The sequence below is a fragment of the Hyunsoonleella ulvae genome (assembly GCF_016827605.1).
GTDB lineage: Bacteria > Bacteroidota > Bacteroidia > Flavobacteriales > Flavobacteriaceae > Jejuia > Jejuia ulvae.
Window position 1 is genome coordinate 338,528 of sequence record NZ_JAEPJQ010000004.1, and the last position, 15,981, is coordinate 354,508.

The 15,981-nt window shown below is 34.4% G+C and carries 14 protein-coding genes and 1 tRNA gene; 5 read left to right on the forward strand and 10 right to left on the reverse strand.

Annotated features, from left to right (window positions below; translation table 11 throughout):
* The first annotated feature begins 34 nt into the window (after window positions 1-34).
* Complete coding sequence (gene gldJ, locus JS605_RS12745) at window positions 35-1,708, forward strand: gliding motility lipoprotein GldJ (RefSeq protein ID WP_203258121.1); 1,674 nt, start codon at window positions 35-37, stop codon at window positions 1,706-1,708.
* Window positions 1,709-1,777: 69 nt separating this feature from the next.
* Window positions 1,778-3,067, forward strand: coding sequence for a UDP-N-acetylmuramoyl-tripeptide--D-alanyl-D-alanine ligase (locus JS605_RS12750; protein ID WP_203258099.1), 1,290 nt, complete (start codon window positions 1,778-1,780; stop codon window positions 3,065-3,067).
* Window positions 3,068-3,074: 7 nt separating this feature from the next.
* Here the strand turns inward: JS605_RS12750 and JS605_RS12755 are convergent, their stop codons facing one another.
* A complete protein-coding gene (locus tag JS605_RS12755) occupies window positions 3,075-3,398 on the reverse strand; it encodes a helix-turn-helix domain-containing protein (protein WP_203258100.1) in 324 nt (107 codons plus the stop codon).
* Window positions 3,399-3,509: 111 nt separating this feature from the next.
* Here JS605_RS12755 and JS605_RS12760 point away from each other — a divergent pair, with 111 nt between their 5' ends.
* Window positions 3,510-3,785: a hypothetical protein gene (locus JS605_RS12760; protein WP_203258101.1), complete on the forward strand. Its 276-nt coding sequence runs from the start codon at window positions 3,510-3,512 to the stop codon at window positions 3,783-3,785.
* A gap of 23 nt (window positions 3,786-3,808) precedes the next feature.
* Window positions 3,809-4,042: a hypothetical protein gene (locus JS605_RS12765; protein ID WP_203258102.1), complete on the forward strand. Its 234-nt coding sequence runs from the start codon at window positions 3,809-3,811 to the stop codon at window positions 4,040-4,042.
* A gap of 280 nt (window positions 4,043-4,322) precedes the next feature.
* Here JS605_RS12765 and JS605_RS12770 read toward each other — a convergent pair.
* From JS605_RS12770 to JS605_RS12805, 8 genes are all read right to left on the reverse strand, one after another.
* Window positions 4,323-4,397 (reverse strand) — tRNA-Val (locus tag JS605_RS12770).
* 63 nt (window positions 4,398-4,460) lie between these two features.
* Window positions 4,461-5,678 (reverse strand): bifunctional folylpolyglutamate synthase/dihydrofolate synthase, encoded by a 1,218-nt coding sequence (locus JS605_RS12775; protein WP_203258103.1) that lies wholly within the window; start codon window positions 5,676-5,678, stop codon window positions 4,461-4,463.
* A gap of 4 nt (window positions 5,679-5,682) precedes the next feature.
* Window positions 5,683-6,534 carry an energy transducer TonB gene (locus JS605_RS12780; protein ID WP_203258104.1) on the reverse strand — a complete coding sequence of 284 codons (852 nt, stop codon included), beginning with the start codon at window positions 6,532-6,534 and terminating at the stop codon, window positions 5,683-5,685.
* A 44-nt stretch (window positions 6,535-6,578) separates the two neighbouring features.
* The gene (locus JS605_RS12785) at window positions 6,579-6,974 is read right to left on the reverse strand and encodes an ExbD/TolR family protein (protein ID WP_092579256.1); all 396 of its coding nucleotides are present in this window, start codon (window positions 6,972-6,974) and stop codon (window positions 6,579-6,581) included.
* 1 nt (window position 6,975) lies between these two features.
* Entirely contained in the window at window positions 6,976-7,677 is a 702-nt protein-coding gene (locus tag JS605_RS12790; protein ID WP_203258105.1) for a MotA/TolQ/ExbB proton channel family protein, read from the reverse strand.
* Window positions 7,678-7,827: 150 nt separating this feature from the next.
* Window positions 7,828-9,219, reverse strand: coding sequence for a sodium:proton antiporter NhaD (gene nhaD, locus JS605_RS12795; protein ID WP_203258106.1), 1,392 nt, complete (start codon window positions 9,217-9,219; stop codon window positions 7,828-7,830).
* Window positions 9,220-9,229: 10 nt separating this feature from the next.
* On the reverse strand, window positions 9,230-10,456 hold the full coding sequence (locus tag JS605_RS12800; protein WP_203258107.1) for a Glu/Leu/Phe/Val dehydrogenase dimerization domain-containing protein: 1,227 nt from the start codon (window positions 10,454-10,456) through the stop codon (window positions 9,230-9,232).
* Window positions 10,457-10,610: 154 nt separating this feature from the next.
* Window positions 10,611-11,675, reverse strand: coding sequence for an anhydro-N-acetylmuramic acid kinase (locus tag JS605_RS12805; RefSeq protein WP_203258108.1), 1,065 nt, complete (start codon window positions 11,673-11,675; stop codon window positions 10,611-10,613).
* 93 nt (window positions 11,676-11,768) lie between these two features.
* Between JS605_RS12805 and JS605_RS12810 the strand changes: the two genes are divergently transcribed.
* Window positions 11,769-12,911, forward strand: a complete 1,143-nt coding sequence (locus JS605_RS12810) for an acyl-CoA dehydrogenase (protein ID WP_203258109.1) — start codon at window positions 11,769-11,771, stop codon at window positions 12,909-12,911.
* Between the two features lie 11 nt (window positions 12,912-12,922).
* Here JS605_RS12810 and JS605_RS17560 read toward each other — a convergent pair whose 3' ends face one another.
* Window positions 12,923-15,637, reverse strand: coding sequence for a T9SS type B sorting domain-containing protein (locus JS605_RS17560; RefSeq protein WP_203258110.1), 2,715 nt, complete (start codon window positions 15,635-15,637; stop codon window positions 12,923-12,925).
* Window positions 15,638-15,981: the final 344 nt, after the last annotated feature.

Here is a 15,981-nt window from a genome sequence, read left to right on the forward strand (position 1 = left end):
AGCACCAAAACAAAAATTTAGCTTACTTAAACGTATGGATATGAAAAATGTAGCGATATTAAAAGTATTCTTAATCGCAGTCCTTTCGGTTACGGCTTTTAGTTGTAAAAAGTCATCTAGCTCTAAAAATAGTTCTAGAGCTACAGGATGGCAAATTAACGGACGAGATGGCGGTTTTCAGTACAATACAAACTTCAAAGAACAAGAAACTGCTCCAGGATTAGTTTTTATTGAAGGTGGTACGTTTACCAAGGGTCGTGTACAAGACGATGTAATGCACGACTGGAACAACACCCCTACACAACAACATGTGCAATCATTCTATATGGATGAAACTGAAGTTACCAACCTAATGTACGTTGAGTACCTTGACTACATGAAGAAACTTTACCCTCCTGATGATGAACTTTATAAAAATATTTATAATGGTATTTTACCAGATACACTTGTTTGGAGAAACAGATTAGGGTACAATGAGGTAATGACTGAAAACTATTTGAGACACCCTGCATATGCTGAATACCCTGTTGTTGGTGTAAGCTGGATTCAAGCTGTAGAATATTCAAACTGGCGTACAGACAGAGTTAATGAATTAAATCTACAGAAAAGTGGTTATAGAGATATAAACGTAGCTGAAGTTGACCCTGACAATTATTTTAGTACAGATAGATATAAAGTAGACCCAAGCGCATACGACAACGGAGATACTGATGGAAGAAGAAACAGAAATGTTAGAGTAGATGCCGATGGCAACGAAACTGGTGTTTATGCCTCTATGGAAACTGGTGTTATTGGCCCGAAATACAGACTCCCAACAGAAGTTGAATGGGAATATGCTGCTTTAGGTTTAAGTGAAATTAGAAGTTATAACCTTTATAGAGGACGTAAAAAGTACCCTTGGGACGGACAATATACACGCTCTGGGAAACGCAAATATCGTGGTGACCAGTTAGCTAACTTTAAGCAAGGTAAAGGTGATTACGGTGGAATTGCAGGATGGAGTGATGATGGTGCTGATATTACTAATGCGGTAAAATCTTATGAACCTAATGACTACGGTTTATATGATATGGCTGGTAATGTAGCCGAATGGGTTGCTGATGTTTACAGACCTATAGTAGATGATGAATTTAACGATTTTAACTACTACAGAGGAAATGTTTATACAAAGAATGCAATTACCGAAGAAGGTACTGTTAAAGTAGTAGAAACTGATGAAATTATTTACGATACATTATCTAATGGTAGAATTGTTGCAAGAAATCTTCCAGGAGAAATTGTAAAAGTTCCTGTGGATGAAAATGAAACCTATTTAAGACCTAACTTTGATAGAGCTGATAATATTAATTTTAGGGATGGAGATCGTCGTTCATCACGAAATTTTGAAAGTTTTGGAGAAGAAGACGAAGATGAGGCAACGACAGATTCTGATACCAGAAAAATGTACAATTCTCCAAAGCATACCATTACAAGAGACTCTCTAGGTAATTTAGTTAGAGAATACGATAAGTCTAATAACAGAACTTCATTAATTAACGATGAAGTAAGAGTATACAAAGGAGGTTCTTGGAAAGACAGAGAGTACTGGTTAGACCCTGCTCAAAGACGTTACTTCCCTCAAGATATGGCTACAGATTACATTGGCTTTAGATGTGCAATGTCTCGTGTAGGTTCAAAATCTAAAATGAAACAGAAGAAAAAAGCCTAAGTTTATTTCTTACACAATAAAACAAAAAGTCCTGATGCTAAATCAGGACTTTTTGTTTACATTTATTTCATGGATTTAAAAGCACTTCACAGCATATTTTTAAAATGCAATTCAGTTTGTACTGACACCCGAAAGATTGAAAAAGGAGACTTGTTTTTTGCCTTAAAAGGCGATAATTTTAACGGCAACCTCTATGCTCAAGAAGCCATAGATAAAGGTGCCAAATATGCTGTGATAGACGAGGAAACATATGTAGCTGAAAACACTATTGTTGTTGATAATGTTCTTGAAACACTACAAAAGCTAGCTACGTATCATAGAGAATATCTAAAAACACCCATTATCGCGTTGACTGGAAGCAATGGTAAAACCACTACAAAAGAACTAATAAATGCTGTGTTGTCCACACAATTTAAAACCAGTGCAACAAAAGGCAATCTAAACAACCATATTGGCGTACCACTTACCTTGCTGTCTATGACAAAAGATACAGAAATAGGTATTGTAGAAATGGGCGCCAACCATCAAAAAGAAATTGAGTTCTTGTGCAATATTGCGTTTCCCGATTATGGATTGATAACCAACTACGGAAAAGCACATCTTGAGGGCTTTGGAGGTGTTGAGGGAGTTATAAAAGGCAAAAGTGAAATGTTCCTACACCTTATAAAACACAACAAAACCATTTTTTTAAACCTAAATGACCCTATTCAAATCAAAAAGGCCGGTAAGGGCAATACATTTACCTTTGGAAAAATTGACACACATCCAGAAGTGTCAATTGATTTTGTAAGTAGCACTCCTTTTGTGACATCCAAATACAATAACTCTATAATAGAGAGTAAACTTATTGGAGACTACAACTTTAATAACATTGCTCTGGCTATAGCTATTGGTAATTACTTTAAAATAGAGGATAACAACATTAAATCTGCTATAGAAAGTTATACGCCTACAAATAATCGTTCTCAAATCATCCAAAAAGGCTCTAATAAAATTATTTTGGATGCCTACAATGCCAATCCTACTAGCATGCGTGCTGCGCTTTTAAATTTTGAAAAGCAAAACGGTTTTAAAATTGCCATATTAGGAGATATGTTTGAGTTGGGTAAAGATGCAGAAGCTGAGCATCAACATATTACAAATTTGGCTAACTCTTTAAATATTGATAAAATATATCTCCTCGGAGAGAACTTTAACATATCAAAAGTAGATTCAGAAAAAATTACCCAATTTAAAACCTTTGATGATTTTAAAACAGCAAATAAATCAATGAGGTTTAAAAACAGTATGATACTAATTAAAGGCTCTAGAGGTATGGCACTAGAGAGGGTTTTAGATATACCCAACCTGTTAGAATAACTAACTATTATTCTTTAGTTTCAAGTTTACTTTTTAGCTCTTTTAATAAGAATTCGATTTCAGATATAATCTCCTCATTACTAGCCATGATTTTATATCTTGCTGATGTTTCATTTAAAATACGTTCGCTATCACTAGTATCCCTAAGTAACCAATTAAGGTCTACTTCGGGGAATTCTTCTATAATTTTAATTAAAAACTCTATTGAGACTTTTTTGCCATTAACATATTGCGATAATTGAGAATAATTCATCTCAAATTTTTCAGCCAAATCAGTCAATGTATTGTATTTGGTTTTAATTAATTGTCTCAATTTATCTTCAAACTTCATATCAGAAAAGCAAATAAAATATACTAATAAGTAAAATCTTTTGTTTTTGTTTAATTATTTATATATTTTAGTCGTAAATTCACTCAAAACTCAAATATATTTAAATAAATAATGACAAATTTAAACAAATTATATACACATTATGATGTTAGCTCTGTAAAAGAGAGAAATGTGCTAAAAAATTTATTAGTTAACCATTTGCCCAAGGAATACACCAAAATGGTAATAAACAACCTAAAGTCAAAAGGTATTCATGTAGACTCCCAAACGGTAAGAAACACTAAAAGTGGGATTAGCAAAAACATACTTGTTTTTAATGCGATTGTAGAGGTTGCAAAAGAATTTGAGACCATATCCAACCAATTTAAAGAAAAGCTAAAATCATAACCCCATTTCATTTTCTACTAAGAATGAAAAAACACCACTATAACAAAATAGAAAAAAGTTTTGAAGAGATATTCAAAACAGAAGTCATATCAGAGCACCAAAGTTTATTGTGTTCGCATTTTGATAGTATAAAAACAGTTGTTAGAGAGCCCATCGTTAAACAACAAATAATTCAATTAGCAAAACTCTGTCAAGAGGTACCAAATAATTTAACAGTTAGGTCTACTCTTGACGGAGTTTATATTGAATTTTGGTAAACAGATTAAACTTGTATCTCTAGGAGGGATTAATTTGCCTTACTCAAAGGCATCCTAGTGTTGAAAGCATCGAGCCTAAACTGTCTGGGGTTTAGGTAAGATGCTGAATTTATTAAATACTCTTGAGCCTTTTTTGATAGAATATAACTAAACAAATCTTTAGTGTGTAAAAATGCTTTGAAACTTTAGTGACAATAACTTTTTAAAACTTATTGAACATCCTCTGCATTTCATACAATAAAAAATCCGATTTGAAAAACAAATCGGATTTTTTTTGAAGTGGGCGCGAAGGGATTCGAACCCCTGACCCCTTGGGTGTAAACCAAGTGCTCTGAACCAACTGAGCTACGCGCCCTAAATATTAGGTGTGCAAATATAATCTAGTTTTTAATACTGCAAAAACTTTTTTGACAAAAATTTAAATTATTTCTGCTACTACAAATGTACTACCTCCAACAAAAATAAAATCATCTTTTAAAGCCCTTTTTAGTGCTGTTTTATAAGCCTTATTTACAGAGCTATATGTTGCTCCAATACACCCAAATGGTTTTAATTCTTCTTGCAATTGTTTGGCATCCTTACCTCTTGGGATATCTGGTTTGCAAAAATAATATGTGGCATTCTTAGGTAGTAGATCTACAATAGCACTCAAATCTTTATCATTTACCACTCCAAAAACTATATGTAAGTTATGATACGCTTGATTTGATATCTGATGCATTACAAAACTAAGCCCCTCCTTGTTGTGCCCTGTATCGCATACCACTTTAGGTGCTTCGCTTATCACTTGCCACCTACCTAGCAATCCTGTATTCTTAACAACATTTAAAAAACCTACCTCTATAGCTTTTTCGGAAATCTTATAGCCTTTTTGCTTTAGTACTTCAATGGTTTGAAATGCAGTTTTTATATTCTTTTTTTGGTAGTACCCTACCATATCAGAAGCATAGGTTTTATTAACCAATCGATCTGCATATACAACTTTAGTAGTATTTGCCTTAGCTATCGCATTGAATACCGGTTGTGTTTCTGGTTGTGTTTCTCCAACTACCACTGGTACATTTGGTTTAATAATTCCTGCTTTTTCGGCGGCAATCAATTCTAGAGTATTACCAAGAAACTGTACATGGTCTAAGCCTATATTTGTAATAACTGAAACTTCTGGCGTTATAATATTTGTAGAATCTAAGCGTCCTCCCATACCCACTTCAACAACGGCAACATCTACAGCTTTTTTTGAAAAATATTCAAATGCCATACTTACTGTCATTTCAAAAAAAGAAACTTGGCTGGCTTCCAAAAAGGCTTTATGTTTTTTTATAAAACCCATTACAAACTGCTTACTAACGGGTTTTCCATTAATTCTTATCCGCTCCCTAAAGTCTTTTAAATGAGGGGAAGTATACAAACCAACCTTATAACCTGCTTCTTGTAAAACAGAAGCAATCATATGGCTGGTGGACCCCTTACCATTGGTACCTGCTACATGTACAGATTTAAAGTTTTTTTCTGGATGATGAAGATACTCTGCCAGTTTTATCGTATTTGATAAGTCTTTTTTGAATGCAGTTTTACCTTGGCGTTGATACATTGGCAGTTGTGCAAACATCCAATCTAAAGTATCTTGATAAGTCATTCTATTATTGACTCAATTTGAAGTTAACACTAACAAAACCTATTTGACGTGATGGTGCTTTGCTATCTGAAGGCCATTTATGGGACAGTGCTATTTTTTTTGCTGGCTCTAATAAACATTGGGCTGTGTTGGTTGTACCTTTTACTCCTGGCGTAGCCTCAATAACATTACCACTTCTATTTACTACTATCCTTACTATAACCAATCCAGACTCGTTACAATCTTGTTTTAATCGTTTAAACGAAGCTCTACCACGCCCATTTAAACCATATCCAACTCCCCCACTTCCTGTGCCTTGGCCTCCAAAATAACTTGGCGCATACGGATTTCCATCCAATTGTCCTTTATCTCCTGCTCTATTATCGTTGCCTTCACTTCCAGTTTCAGCCCCATCAGATTTACTTACCCCACCAATTAAAGCATCCAATTTCTTACGCTTTTCTTCTTGTTCTCGCTTTTCTTTTGCTATTCTATCTGCTTCTGCCTTAGCTTTTGCCTCTGCAATGGCTTTTGCTTTTGCTTCAGCCTCTTTCTGTTTTTTTATTGCTATTTCCTCAGCGTTATCCTGTGTTAGCACTTCCTCCTTCGCTTCTGCCGATTTTGTTGGTTCTGCTTTTGTAGATTCTGGCTTTGGTATGTCCTCAGTAACTTTGGGTTCAGACTTTACAGGTGTCTTGGGTTGAATATTTCCTTTTCCAAAATCTGAATTTCCAAAATTCACAGCTACGCCATATTCTTCTGGAGGATCCATATAATTACAACCTCTCACAACAAATAATAGTAATAATAAGATAATGGTAATTAACACTGTTATTTTAGCTGAATTACGTTCATGTTTGGTTTCTAAATACTTCATACCATTATTATTCTGCAAAAGTTATTCCGAAGAAAATTAAAAACTTACTTGTTAGGTTTAACGGCTAAAATCACTTTAAATTTATTTCTATTGGCAATATCCATTACTTTAACAACATTCTCTACTGGAACAGATTTTTCAGCTCTTAAAACAATCGTTGGTTTATCTTCTTTCGATAATGCTGCTAGCAGCTCATTTTCTAAAACACTGACTCCTACACGTTTTTGATCTATGTAGTAGGTTAAATCTTTTTTGATGCTTACTGCAACAGATTTTTTATTTTCAGTCTTACCACTGGCCTTAGGTAATAAAATGTCTATAGCATTTGTAGTTACCAGAGTAGAGGCTATCATAAAAAAGATTAATAACAAAAAGACAATATCCGTCATAGACGACATATTGAATTCTGGAGTTACTTTATTTCTTCCTCTAATATCCATATTATGTAGGTTCGTTTAAATGATCTAAAAACTCTAAAGAATTGGCTTCCATTTGGTAAACCACTTTATTGGTTCTTACCACAAGGTGATTGTACGCTATGTAACCAACAATACCCACAATTAATCCTGCTACTGTAGTTGTCATGGCTGTGTAAAGCCCACTTGCTAGGGTATCCATTTGAATTGTACCTCCTGCATTGGCAAGTTCAAAAATTGCTAAAATCATTCCAATTACCGTTCCTAAGAATCCAATCATTGGAGCCGCTCCTGAAATTGTTGCCAATACGCTCACATTTTTTTCTAGCTTGTAGATTTCTAATCGCCCTGCATTTTCAATTGCAGTATTGATATCCGCTAAAGGTTTTCCTATTCTTGTTATACCTTTTGCTATGAGTCTTGACACTGGAGAGTTAACTTGGGCACATAACATTTGGGCGGAATCAATTTTACCGTTACTTACATGATCTTTAATTTGATTCATGAAATTTGCATCGACCTTTGACGCTGCTTTTATTGCAAAAAGCCTTTCAAAATAAATATATGTCGCCACTATAAGCAGCAAAAATAATATAGCGATAATGATTTGACCAGCAGCGCCACCGCTACTAATAAGCTCTATTATGGAAAGTGTCTTTTCAACAGATTCCCCATCTGTTAATTCTGCGCCTTCTTGGGTGCTTTGTAGTAATAATATGTTTAGCATATAGTTTTGGGTTAAATGCAACTGTATAACGTTAGTTTTGTTGCTAAAGTATAATGTTTAAGGTTTTCAGTTTTATTTATAGCTTTCAAAAAAAAGAAAGATTAGTAAAAATACTAATCTTTCAAATTTTATACCAATTAATATTTCTAGTTAAAATAATGTTCTGGTTACCATAAATGCTGCAGCTCCAACTAAAAAACCAGCTAGTGCTAACCAGGAAATCTTTTTTAAATACCAGAAAAAATCTATTTTTTCCATTCCCATTGCAACTACACCAGCTGCTGAACCTATGATTAACATACTTCCACCCGTTCCTGCTGAATATGCAATAAAGTGCCACAACTCATGATCTAGAGGTTCAGAAAACATTCCTAAACTAGCTGCTACCAATGGTACGTTATCTATAATGGCTGAACCTATTCCAAGGAATAGTACCACTAAATCCGATACACCGCCTTCATGCATTTCTGTTCCCAACTGCGGTGTGGCTTCTCTTAACCAATCGGCAGCTCCAAACAAAATCCCTAAAGATTCCAATGCAGCTACAGCCATAAGTATCCCTAAGAAAAATAATATGCTTGGCAGTTCAATCTTGGTTAAAGCTGTATGCACTGGACTATGATGTGCATGAGCATCATGCTCTTCTGAATCATGACCAGACATACTAAATTTGGAGCTACTATAAATCTCAGCAAACGTAGCTACTATACCTAAAGATAACATCATACCTACATAAGGAGGTAAATGTGTTATAACTTTAAAAACTGGCACAAAAATAATTGCCCCTAAACCTAAATACAACATTGTTCCACTAAATCTAGATTTTGATTGTTCTTTTTCTTCAACGATCTCTAAATTTCCTTTAAATGCTGGTAAAAAAGAGGCTATTAACGATGGTACTACCATACAAAGTAACGAGGGTACTAATAGGTAACCTATTAAATGTCCTGTAGACACTTTGTCTCCAATCCATAGCATCGTTGTGGTAACGTCCCCTATTGGAGACCAAGCCCCTCCTGCATTCGCAGCTATAATTATTAAACCTGCATACCATATTCTAACATCCCTATCTTTTACTATTTTCTGAAGAATAGATATCAAAACGATAGTAGCAGTTAAATTATCTATGATTGCAGAAAGTATGAACGCCAGAATTGAAAATATCCATAGAATTTTAGACTTTTTCTTGGTTTTGATAAAGCCTTTAATTGTAGCAAACCCATCAAAATAATCAATAATCTCTACTATAGTCATAGCTCCTAAGAGGAATACCAATATTTCTGCAGTTTTACCAAGATGATGCAACAATGTTTCTTCCATTAGATGCATCTTTTCATCATGTTCCAGCAAACCAAAATTTTCTAGAAGTGCATGTTTTCCCGAATCAAACCACTGCGGAAAACTTTCTATCCCTAGCGCTATTAAAGCCCAACTTATAGCCATCATTACCAAGGCTGGGATTAATTTATCTATTTTAATACTGTGCTCTAAAGTTATGGCTAAATAGCCCATAACAAATACTAGGATAATCGCTGCTTCCATAAATTCAATTTTATATCAGTTGGTTAAGCGCAATCTCAAAAGCTGTTGCGCTAATTTTAGTTTTAGTTTTATTTTTTTTGTGTATGCTTTCTAATACTTTTCTAATAGTTGAGGAGGTATCATTAAATATAGCTTCATCTGTCATCTGTACTTTTCTTTCCATAAAATAGGCAAAAACCCTAGCCATTCCGCAATTTGATATAAAATCTGGGATTAAGCTTACTTTAGAGTCTGTATGTTCCATAATAGGACCAAAAAATATCTCTTTATCAGCAAATGGTACATTAGCTCCACAAGAAATTACCTCTAAACCGCTATTAATCATTTTATCAATTTGCTGAATGGAAATTAATCTTGATGCAGCGCATGGTGTAAAAATCTCGGTTTGCAAGCCCCAAATTCTTTTATTTACCTCTTCAAAAGGAATTAAATTATCGGCTACTAAAATATTACCCTTTTTCGCAAGAAACAAATGATTTATATCATGAAATGTAAAACCTTCTTCTTTAATTACCCCTCCAACAATATCGATAATGCCAACAATTTTCACACCCATTTGTGCCAGATAAAAAGCTGCTGCTGCACCTACATTTCCAAAACCCTGAATAACAGCTCTTTTCCCCTTTATTGAACCTCCATAAATATCATAAAAATGTTTGGTAGCTTCAGCAACTCCAAATCCAGTTATCATATCTGCAACAGTAAATTTTCTTGTAACATCAGGAGAATACAATGGGTTTTCTATAACCTTTATTACACCTTGGCGTAATTGTCCTATCCTATTTATCTTATCTGCCTCTGTAGGTTTGAAAAATCCATTAAACACTCCTTCTTGTGGGTGCCAAACACCACTCTCTTCTGTAATAGGGATAACTTCGTTAATTTCATCAACGTTTAAATCCCCTCCAGTGCCATAATAGCTCTTTAGCAATGGAGAAACAGCTCTATACCAGCGTTCTAAAACTCCCTTTTTTCTTGGGTCTTTTGGATCGAAATTAATTCCTGATTTAGCACCTCCAATAGGTGGGCCCGATACTGTAAATTTGATTTCCATTGTTTTGGCCAGAGATAATACTTCATTCATATCTAAACCCTTTCGCATTCTTGTACCTCCTCCGGCGGCTCCTCCTCTTAATGAATTTATAACTACCCATCCCTCTGCTTCGGTTTGAGCATCTTTCCAATAGAAAACAATTTCTGGTGCTTTATTTTCGTACTTATGTAATAATACTTTCATTTTTAATTTTTTATGATTCTTTTAAACTAACACATGGCTGATTAAGGACAACTGGATAATGCGAAGCTAAAGCTGATTCATCATAGAAAAATTAAAAATTATTGCAACAAATATAAAAAACTATGAGACCTTAATATATTAAATTGGCATTAATTTAAGGATAATAAACACTTCCTGAAGAATGGTTTTTAATAGCACCTGTAACCGTTTTAAGGCAATTTACCTCATTTCTGAGTTTAAGCACTCCCAAGAGAGCAAAGATTAGAGCTTCTTTACATTCTGTGATAATTTTATCAGGAAGAATAATTTTATTTTCAGTGTGATATTGCATGCGGTTTATAAGGTAATCGTTGTATGCCCCACCACCTGTTACTAAAACCGAAGCATTGTTTTTACTTTGTATTGATTTTGAAATTTGAATAGCGATGTGCTCGCAAAATGTGCATAAAATATCTTCAATATTTAATTTATAACGATCTATTAGAGGAAAAACAGACGATATAACCCATTCTACTCCTAGCGACTTTGGGAACGGTAAACTGTAAAAATCTAAATTGTTAAGCTCGTTTAACAAGCCTTGGTTTATTTTACCTTTAGATGCTATCTTTCCCTTATCATCGTAATCTAAACCCAACTGTCTTGTATAATAATTAAGTACAATATTTACTGGGCAAATGTCGTAAGCGATATAATCACTATTAATATGTGTTGAAATATTGGCAAATCCCCCAAGGTTTAAACAGAAATCGTACTCAAAAAACAAAAGTTTATCTCCAATAGGTACCAATGGTGCTCCTTGCCCTCCTAGTTTTACATCTTGAATCCTAAAATCGCAAACCACAGTTACATCCAACAACTTTGCTAAAACCGGTAAATTTCCTATTTGATAGGTAAGCCCCTCATCTGGGCAATGAAGTGCCGTATGACCATGGGAAGATACAATATCTAGTGATGCTATTGCATTTCTTGAAATAAACTGTTTAATAACTCCTGCGAGAAAAACAGTATATGTTTTATCAATATCCTTTAGTTCTTCTTTTTGATGGTGTATTAAGTTGCTAAGAGTTTGCTTCCACTCTGTGGCGTATGGTATAGTTTCAAAAAAATGTATTTTAAAAGACCATGATTTTTGGTATTCAAAACTAACATATACCAAGTCGATACCATCTAATGAAGTTCCAGACATAACACCGATTACATCGTAAGTATCTTTAATCATGCATACAAAAATAGAAATACAAATTGAAAAATTCACACTAAAAACCTATATTTGTTAACTTTTTTTATCAAAAACACATTATAATTACGAATTATGAATTTTAACCTTTCTGAAGAACATAAAATGATTCGTGACGCTGCTCGCGATTTTGCTCAAACCGAATTACTTCCTGGCGTTATAGAACGTGATGAAAAACAACATTTCCCAGACAATTTAGTAAAGAAAATGGGAGAACTTGGTTTTATGGGCGTTATGGTAGATCCAAAATACGGGGGAAGTGGGATGGATACCGTTTCTTATGTACTTATTATGGAAGAACTGTCTAAGGTTGATGCTTCAGCTTCAGTAATCGTTTCAGTAAACAATTCTTTAGTTTGTTATGGTCTTGAAGCTTATGGTACTGAAGAACAAAAACAAAAATATTTAACAAAACTAGCTACTGGCGAGTGTGTTGGAGCATTTTGTTTAAGCGAACCTGAAGCGGGAAGTGATGCAACATCCCAAAGAACTACGGCGATTGATAAAGGAGACCATTATGTTATTAACGGTACCAAAAATTGGATTACAAATGGTGGTAGAGCAGATGTTTACTTGGTTATTGCACAAACCGATAGAGATAAAGGATCCCATGGCATCAACGCATTTATTGTGGAAAAAGGTATGGAAGGATTTCATATTGGACCTAAAGAAGATAAGCTAGGCATTAGAGGAAGTGATACGCATACACTACAATTTAATGATGTAAAAGTTCCCAAAGAAAACAGAATTGGGGTCAATGGGTCTGGGTTTAGATTTGCAATGAAAACTTTATCGGGTGGTCGCATTGGTATTGCAGCTCAAGCACTAGGCATAGCACAAGGTGCATATGAGTTAGCCTTAAAATATTCTAAAGTTCGCAAAGCTTTTGGAACGGAAATATGTAACCACCAAGCTATAGCCTTTAAATTAGCTGATATGTATACGGAAATTGAAGCCGCTAGACTGTTGGTAATGAAAGCAGCAATCGATAAAGATGAAGGTAACAACTACGACAAATCGAGTGCGATGGCAAAATTATACGCTTCTAAAGTAGCGATGGAGCAAACAGTTGAGGCTGTTCAAATTCATGGAGGAAATGGTTTTGTAAAAGAATATCATGTAGAACGCTTAATGAGAGATGCAAAAATCACGCAGATTTATGAGGGCACCTCAGAAATACAAAAAATTGTTATTTCAAGAAGTATTATAAGGGATTAAACTTTCCTTATTTACCTCTTAAGGGTAAAATGTCCGCGATCGATACTACCATCTTTAAAAATAGCCTCATACCAATAATCATTTTGCGGAACTAAGTTGCCATTATACGTACCATCCCAACTGTAATTGTTTGTTTCGTTCAAGTACGAAATTAGTTTACCAAATCTATCGTAAATTTTAATGATAATAGATTCTAATTCATTTTCAGGTAACCCTAGAACAGTCCAAAAATCATTAACACCATCATTATTTGGTGTAAAGAAACTTGGATACCCTAATATATACACATCTTCCTCTACAGTTGGTTCGCACTGGTTTACATCCCTAACATAAATGGTATGCTTACCTGCTGGTATATTCTCAAAACTATAGGAACCTTGTCCTTCAAAATATGTAATATTATCCATAGAAAACTCGTAACTACTAGATCCATCAATTTCTATCTCTATAACATGGCTATTCTTAAATAGCTTATTAACTCCTATTCTCGTAAAAGAGGGGCGCTCTGTTCTATTAATTATAAACCCCTTACTGTTAGAGCATTCTATTCCATTTTCAAACTTATAAGCAATGTGTTGGTACGCACCTACCTCACTTAAACTTAATTCTCTTTGGGTTGATATTATTTCTCCACTGGCACCATTTATCCATTCATATCTATCATTAGTAATATCACCCGATAATACTATGGGTTGGTTCTTGCAAATCAGGTATTCATTCTCTATATCTATCTTGGGAAAAGGATTTACAATAAGATTTATTGAAGATATACCACTACAAGCTAAATCTTCTTCTTGCGCTCTAACCCAAATAGTTGTAGTCTCTGAAGTAAAAAAGCGTTCTCTTATTTCATTAGATTGGGTTAAGGCATCATTTAATGTTGGATAATATTTTAAGCTAGTAGATGCGTCCAAATTAAATTCATTTCTAATATCTTCCTTCTTAAACCCTATAGAAAAAATTCCAAGTCCATCTTCAGAAGCTATATTTGAGTCATCGCAGGCATACATGTCTGCAATATCTCCCAAATCAATAAACACCGCCGATACCACAAAAGAAGTTATTTCAAAACACCCATTCTCGTTTGTAACCCTTACAAATATCTCCTGATTAGGCTCCGTATTAGTATAACTTTCAGGATTAGAAATTGACTGTATATTCAACTCTGCATTTTCTCTACTCTCAAAAAACAACAAATCTTCATTGAACAGGGAATCGGTAATTTTATCTCTTATCGTATTTAAGTTGAATAATGAGATCCCATCTGTATCAACATCACATTGCACCAATTCTTGATCTTCTATCAAGCTAGGGATTCTGTATACCCTTATGTCTTTGGCAACTGTTATCGGGCAATTATTTACAGTAATTGTTACCTGTACTTCATAATTACCTGGTGCAGCATATATATGTTGTGGAGTAATATCATTTGATGTATTACCATCTCCAAAATCCCACTGCGCTTCAGTTATTTCTCCATATGTATCCACACTCATTGGAATAGGTTCCCCTATACATACGTTTTCAGCTATTATTCGTGTTCTGAAATAAGACTGAATAAATGTGGGAAGTCCTAACCTAGATTTTCCACTTACTAAATTTACAGAATTATGCTCGTAATTGGCTCGAACACCTAAAATTTCTGGATGATTGACTTGCCCAAGAAATGATGTTCCAATATTTTCACTAATAGTCAAGGCCCTGTAAATTTTTCCATTCTTAGCGAGTTGAAGATTCCCAGCCGCAAAACCATTATTCTCTTCATGTAAAGAAGTAGAATACTGTTGAGGATTCATATTAGCAATATCGTATTGATACAGTAAATTTTTCTTGATTTCGTCTGGAGGATCTCCAAACATACCTTGACGAACCAAGGAAGCATACAAATACTTAGAATCGTTTGAAAACTCAACTCCATATGCTGAAACAATTTCAAAAAATGTAAAGGATGTTAAAAAATCTCTTTTACTACTTACTACACCGTTTTCTGGATTAAAGTCGAAAACCGTTAAATGATCTGATAAAGATTCTGGTCTGTAATTTGCACAAGCAATCTTTTGACCATTGGGAGAAAATTTCATTTGACCTACTTGCAGACCTTTATAACCTAAACCATCTGTAATCACTGGACTTTCAATATCTCCATTCTCTTCTATTTTGTATGCATAAAAAGAAGTGAATTCATCGTTTTGATTTTTCCGTGTTGTTAGCAACCAAATAGATTTTCCATCTGCATGGTGGACTGCTGTGAGTTTCCCAACATCTGGTCTATTCAACAAAGCTTCATTCTTTAAAACTACTCCTCCCAAACCTCCATCGCTTCCCATATCAACAATAGAATACCTTAAACCATCAGCTGTAGTAATAGTAAATATATAATACATCCCTACACTATCTGTTATAGGAATAATTATTGTGTTAAGTAAAACAGGCGGTTCTGTAATTATTGGCCCACCCATACCAAGGGTTCCTGTTAGTACGCCATTTTGCATTATCCTGTGGTTTCGATTCCATACATTAGTCCCGTTTGTATAAAATAGTAGATTACCATCCTTATCTGAAATTGTGGCGCATGCGCTAGGAGCTATCATGGCTCCATTAGTAAGTACTTGAGGATCATTTTGAAGATCAAAAAGCAATCCAGCTTTTTCCCCAAAATACCAATGATTGGTATGGTTTTGTGCAGATAAGTTGTCTTCTACGTTAAATAAAGATAAAACAAGCACTATAAAGACATATCTGCAACGAGTACAAACTTTGGAAAAGATTACATATCTCTTTAATAGCAGATAAATCATAGCATTAAAAACAGAAGTTTCCAACAAATTTAATCATTCTCTATCATTAAAGCATGCATTTTAACGAAAGGTTAATGCCTTTCTTCCTGAATTATAGTCTATTGAAAAAATCTTAGTTATTCATTTTTTTAAACTATAGTATAGACTAAACTTTAAAGTAAAGTTCGAGCAAAAAAAAGCACCTACCATAACCATGATAAGTGCTTTCAAAAAAGGCGGCGACCTACTCTTCCACAAGTGTAGTACCATCGGCGCTAATGGGCTTAACTTCT

Excerpts from the sequence above, each read along its gene's own strand:
- JS605_RS12810 (WP_203258109.1), top strand. The coding sequence starts at position 11,769 with ATGAATTTTAACCTTTCTGAAGAACATAAAATGATTCGTGACGCTGCT.
- JS605_RS12780 (WP_203258104.1), bottom strand. The coding sequence starts at position 6,534 with ATGAAGTATTTAGAAACCAAACATGAACGTAATTCAGCTAAAATAACA.
- JS605_RS12800 (WP_203258107.1), bottom strand. The coding sequence starts at position 10,456 with ATGAAAGTATTATTACATAAGTACGAAAATAAAGCACCAGAAATTGTT.
- JS605_RS12760 (WP_203258101.1), top strand. The coding sequence starts at position 3,510 with ATGACAAATTTAAACAAATTATATACACATTATGATGTTAGCTCTGTA.
- JS605_RS12790 (WP_203258105.1), bottom strand. The coding sequence starts at position 7,677 with ATGCTAAACATATTATTACTACAAAGCACCCAAGAAGGCGCAGAATTA.
- JS605_RS12805 (WP_203258108.1), bottom strand. The coding sequence starts at position 11,675 with ATGATTAAAGATACTTACGATGTAATCGGTGTTATGTCTGGAACTTCA.
- JS605_RS12775 (WP_203258103.1), bottom strand. The coding sequence starts at position 5,678 with ATGACTTATCAAGATACTTTAGATTGGATGTTTGCACAACTGCCAATG.
- JS605_RS12785 (WP_092579256.1), bottom strand. The coding sequence starts at position 6,974 with ATGGATATTAGAGGAAGAAATAAAGTAACTCCAGAATTCAATATGTCG.
- JS605_RS12765 (WP_203258102.1), top strand. The coding sequence starts at position 3,809 with ATGAAAAAACACCACTATAACAAAATAGAAAAAAGTTTTGAAGAGATA.
- gldJ (WP_203258121.1), top strand. The coding sequence starts at position 35 with ATGGATATGAAAAATGTAGCGATATTAAAAGTATTCTTAATCGCAGTC.
- nhaD (WP_203258106.1), bottom strand. The coding sequence starts at position 9,219 with ATGGAAGCAGCGATTATCCTAGTATTTGTTATGGGCTATTTAGCCATA.
- JS605_RS12755 (WP_203258100.1), bottom strand. The coding sequence starts at position 3,398 with ATGAAGTTTGAAGATAAATTGAGACAATTAATTAAAACCAAATACAAT.
- JS605_RS12750 (WP_203258099.1), top strand. The coding sequence starts at position 1,778 with ATGGATTTAAAAGCACTTCACAGCATATTTTTAAAATGCAATTCAGTT.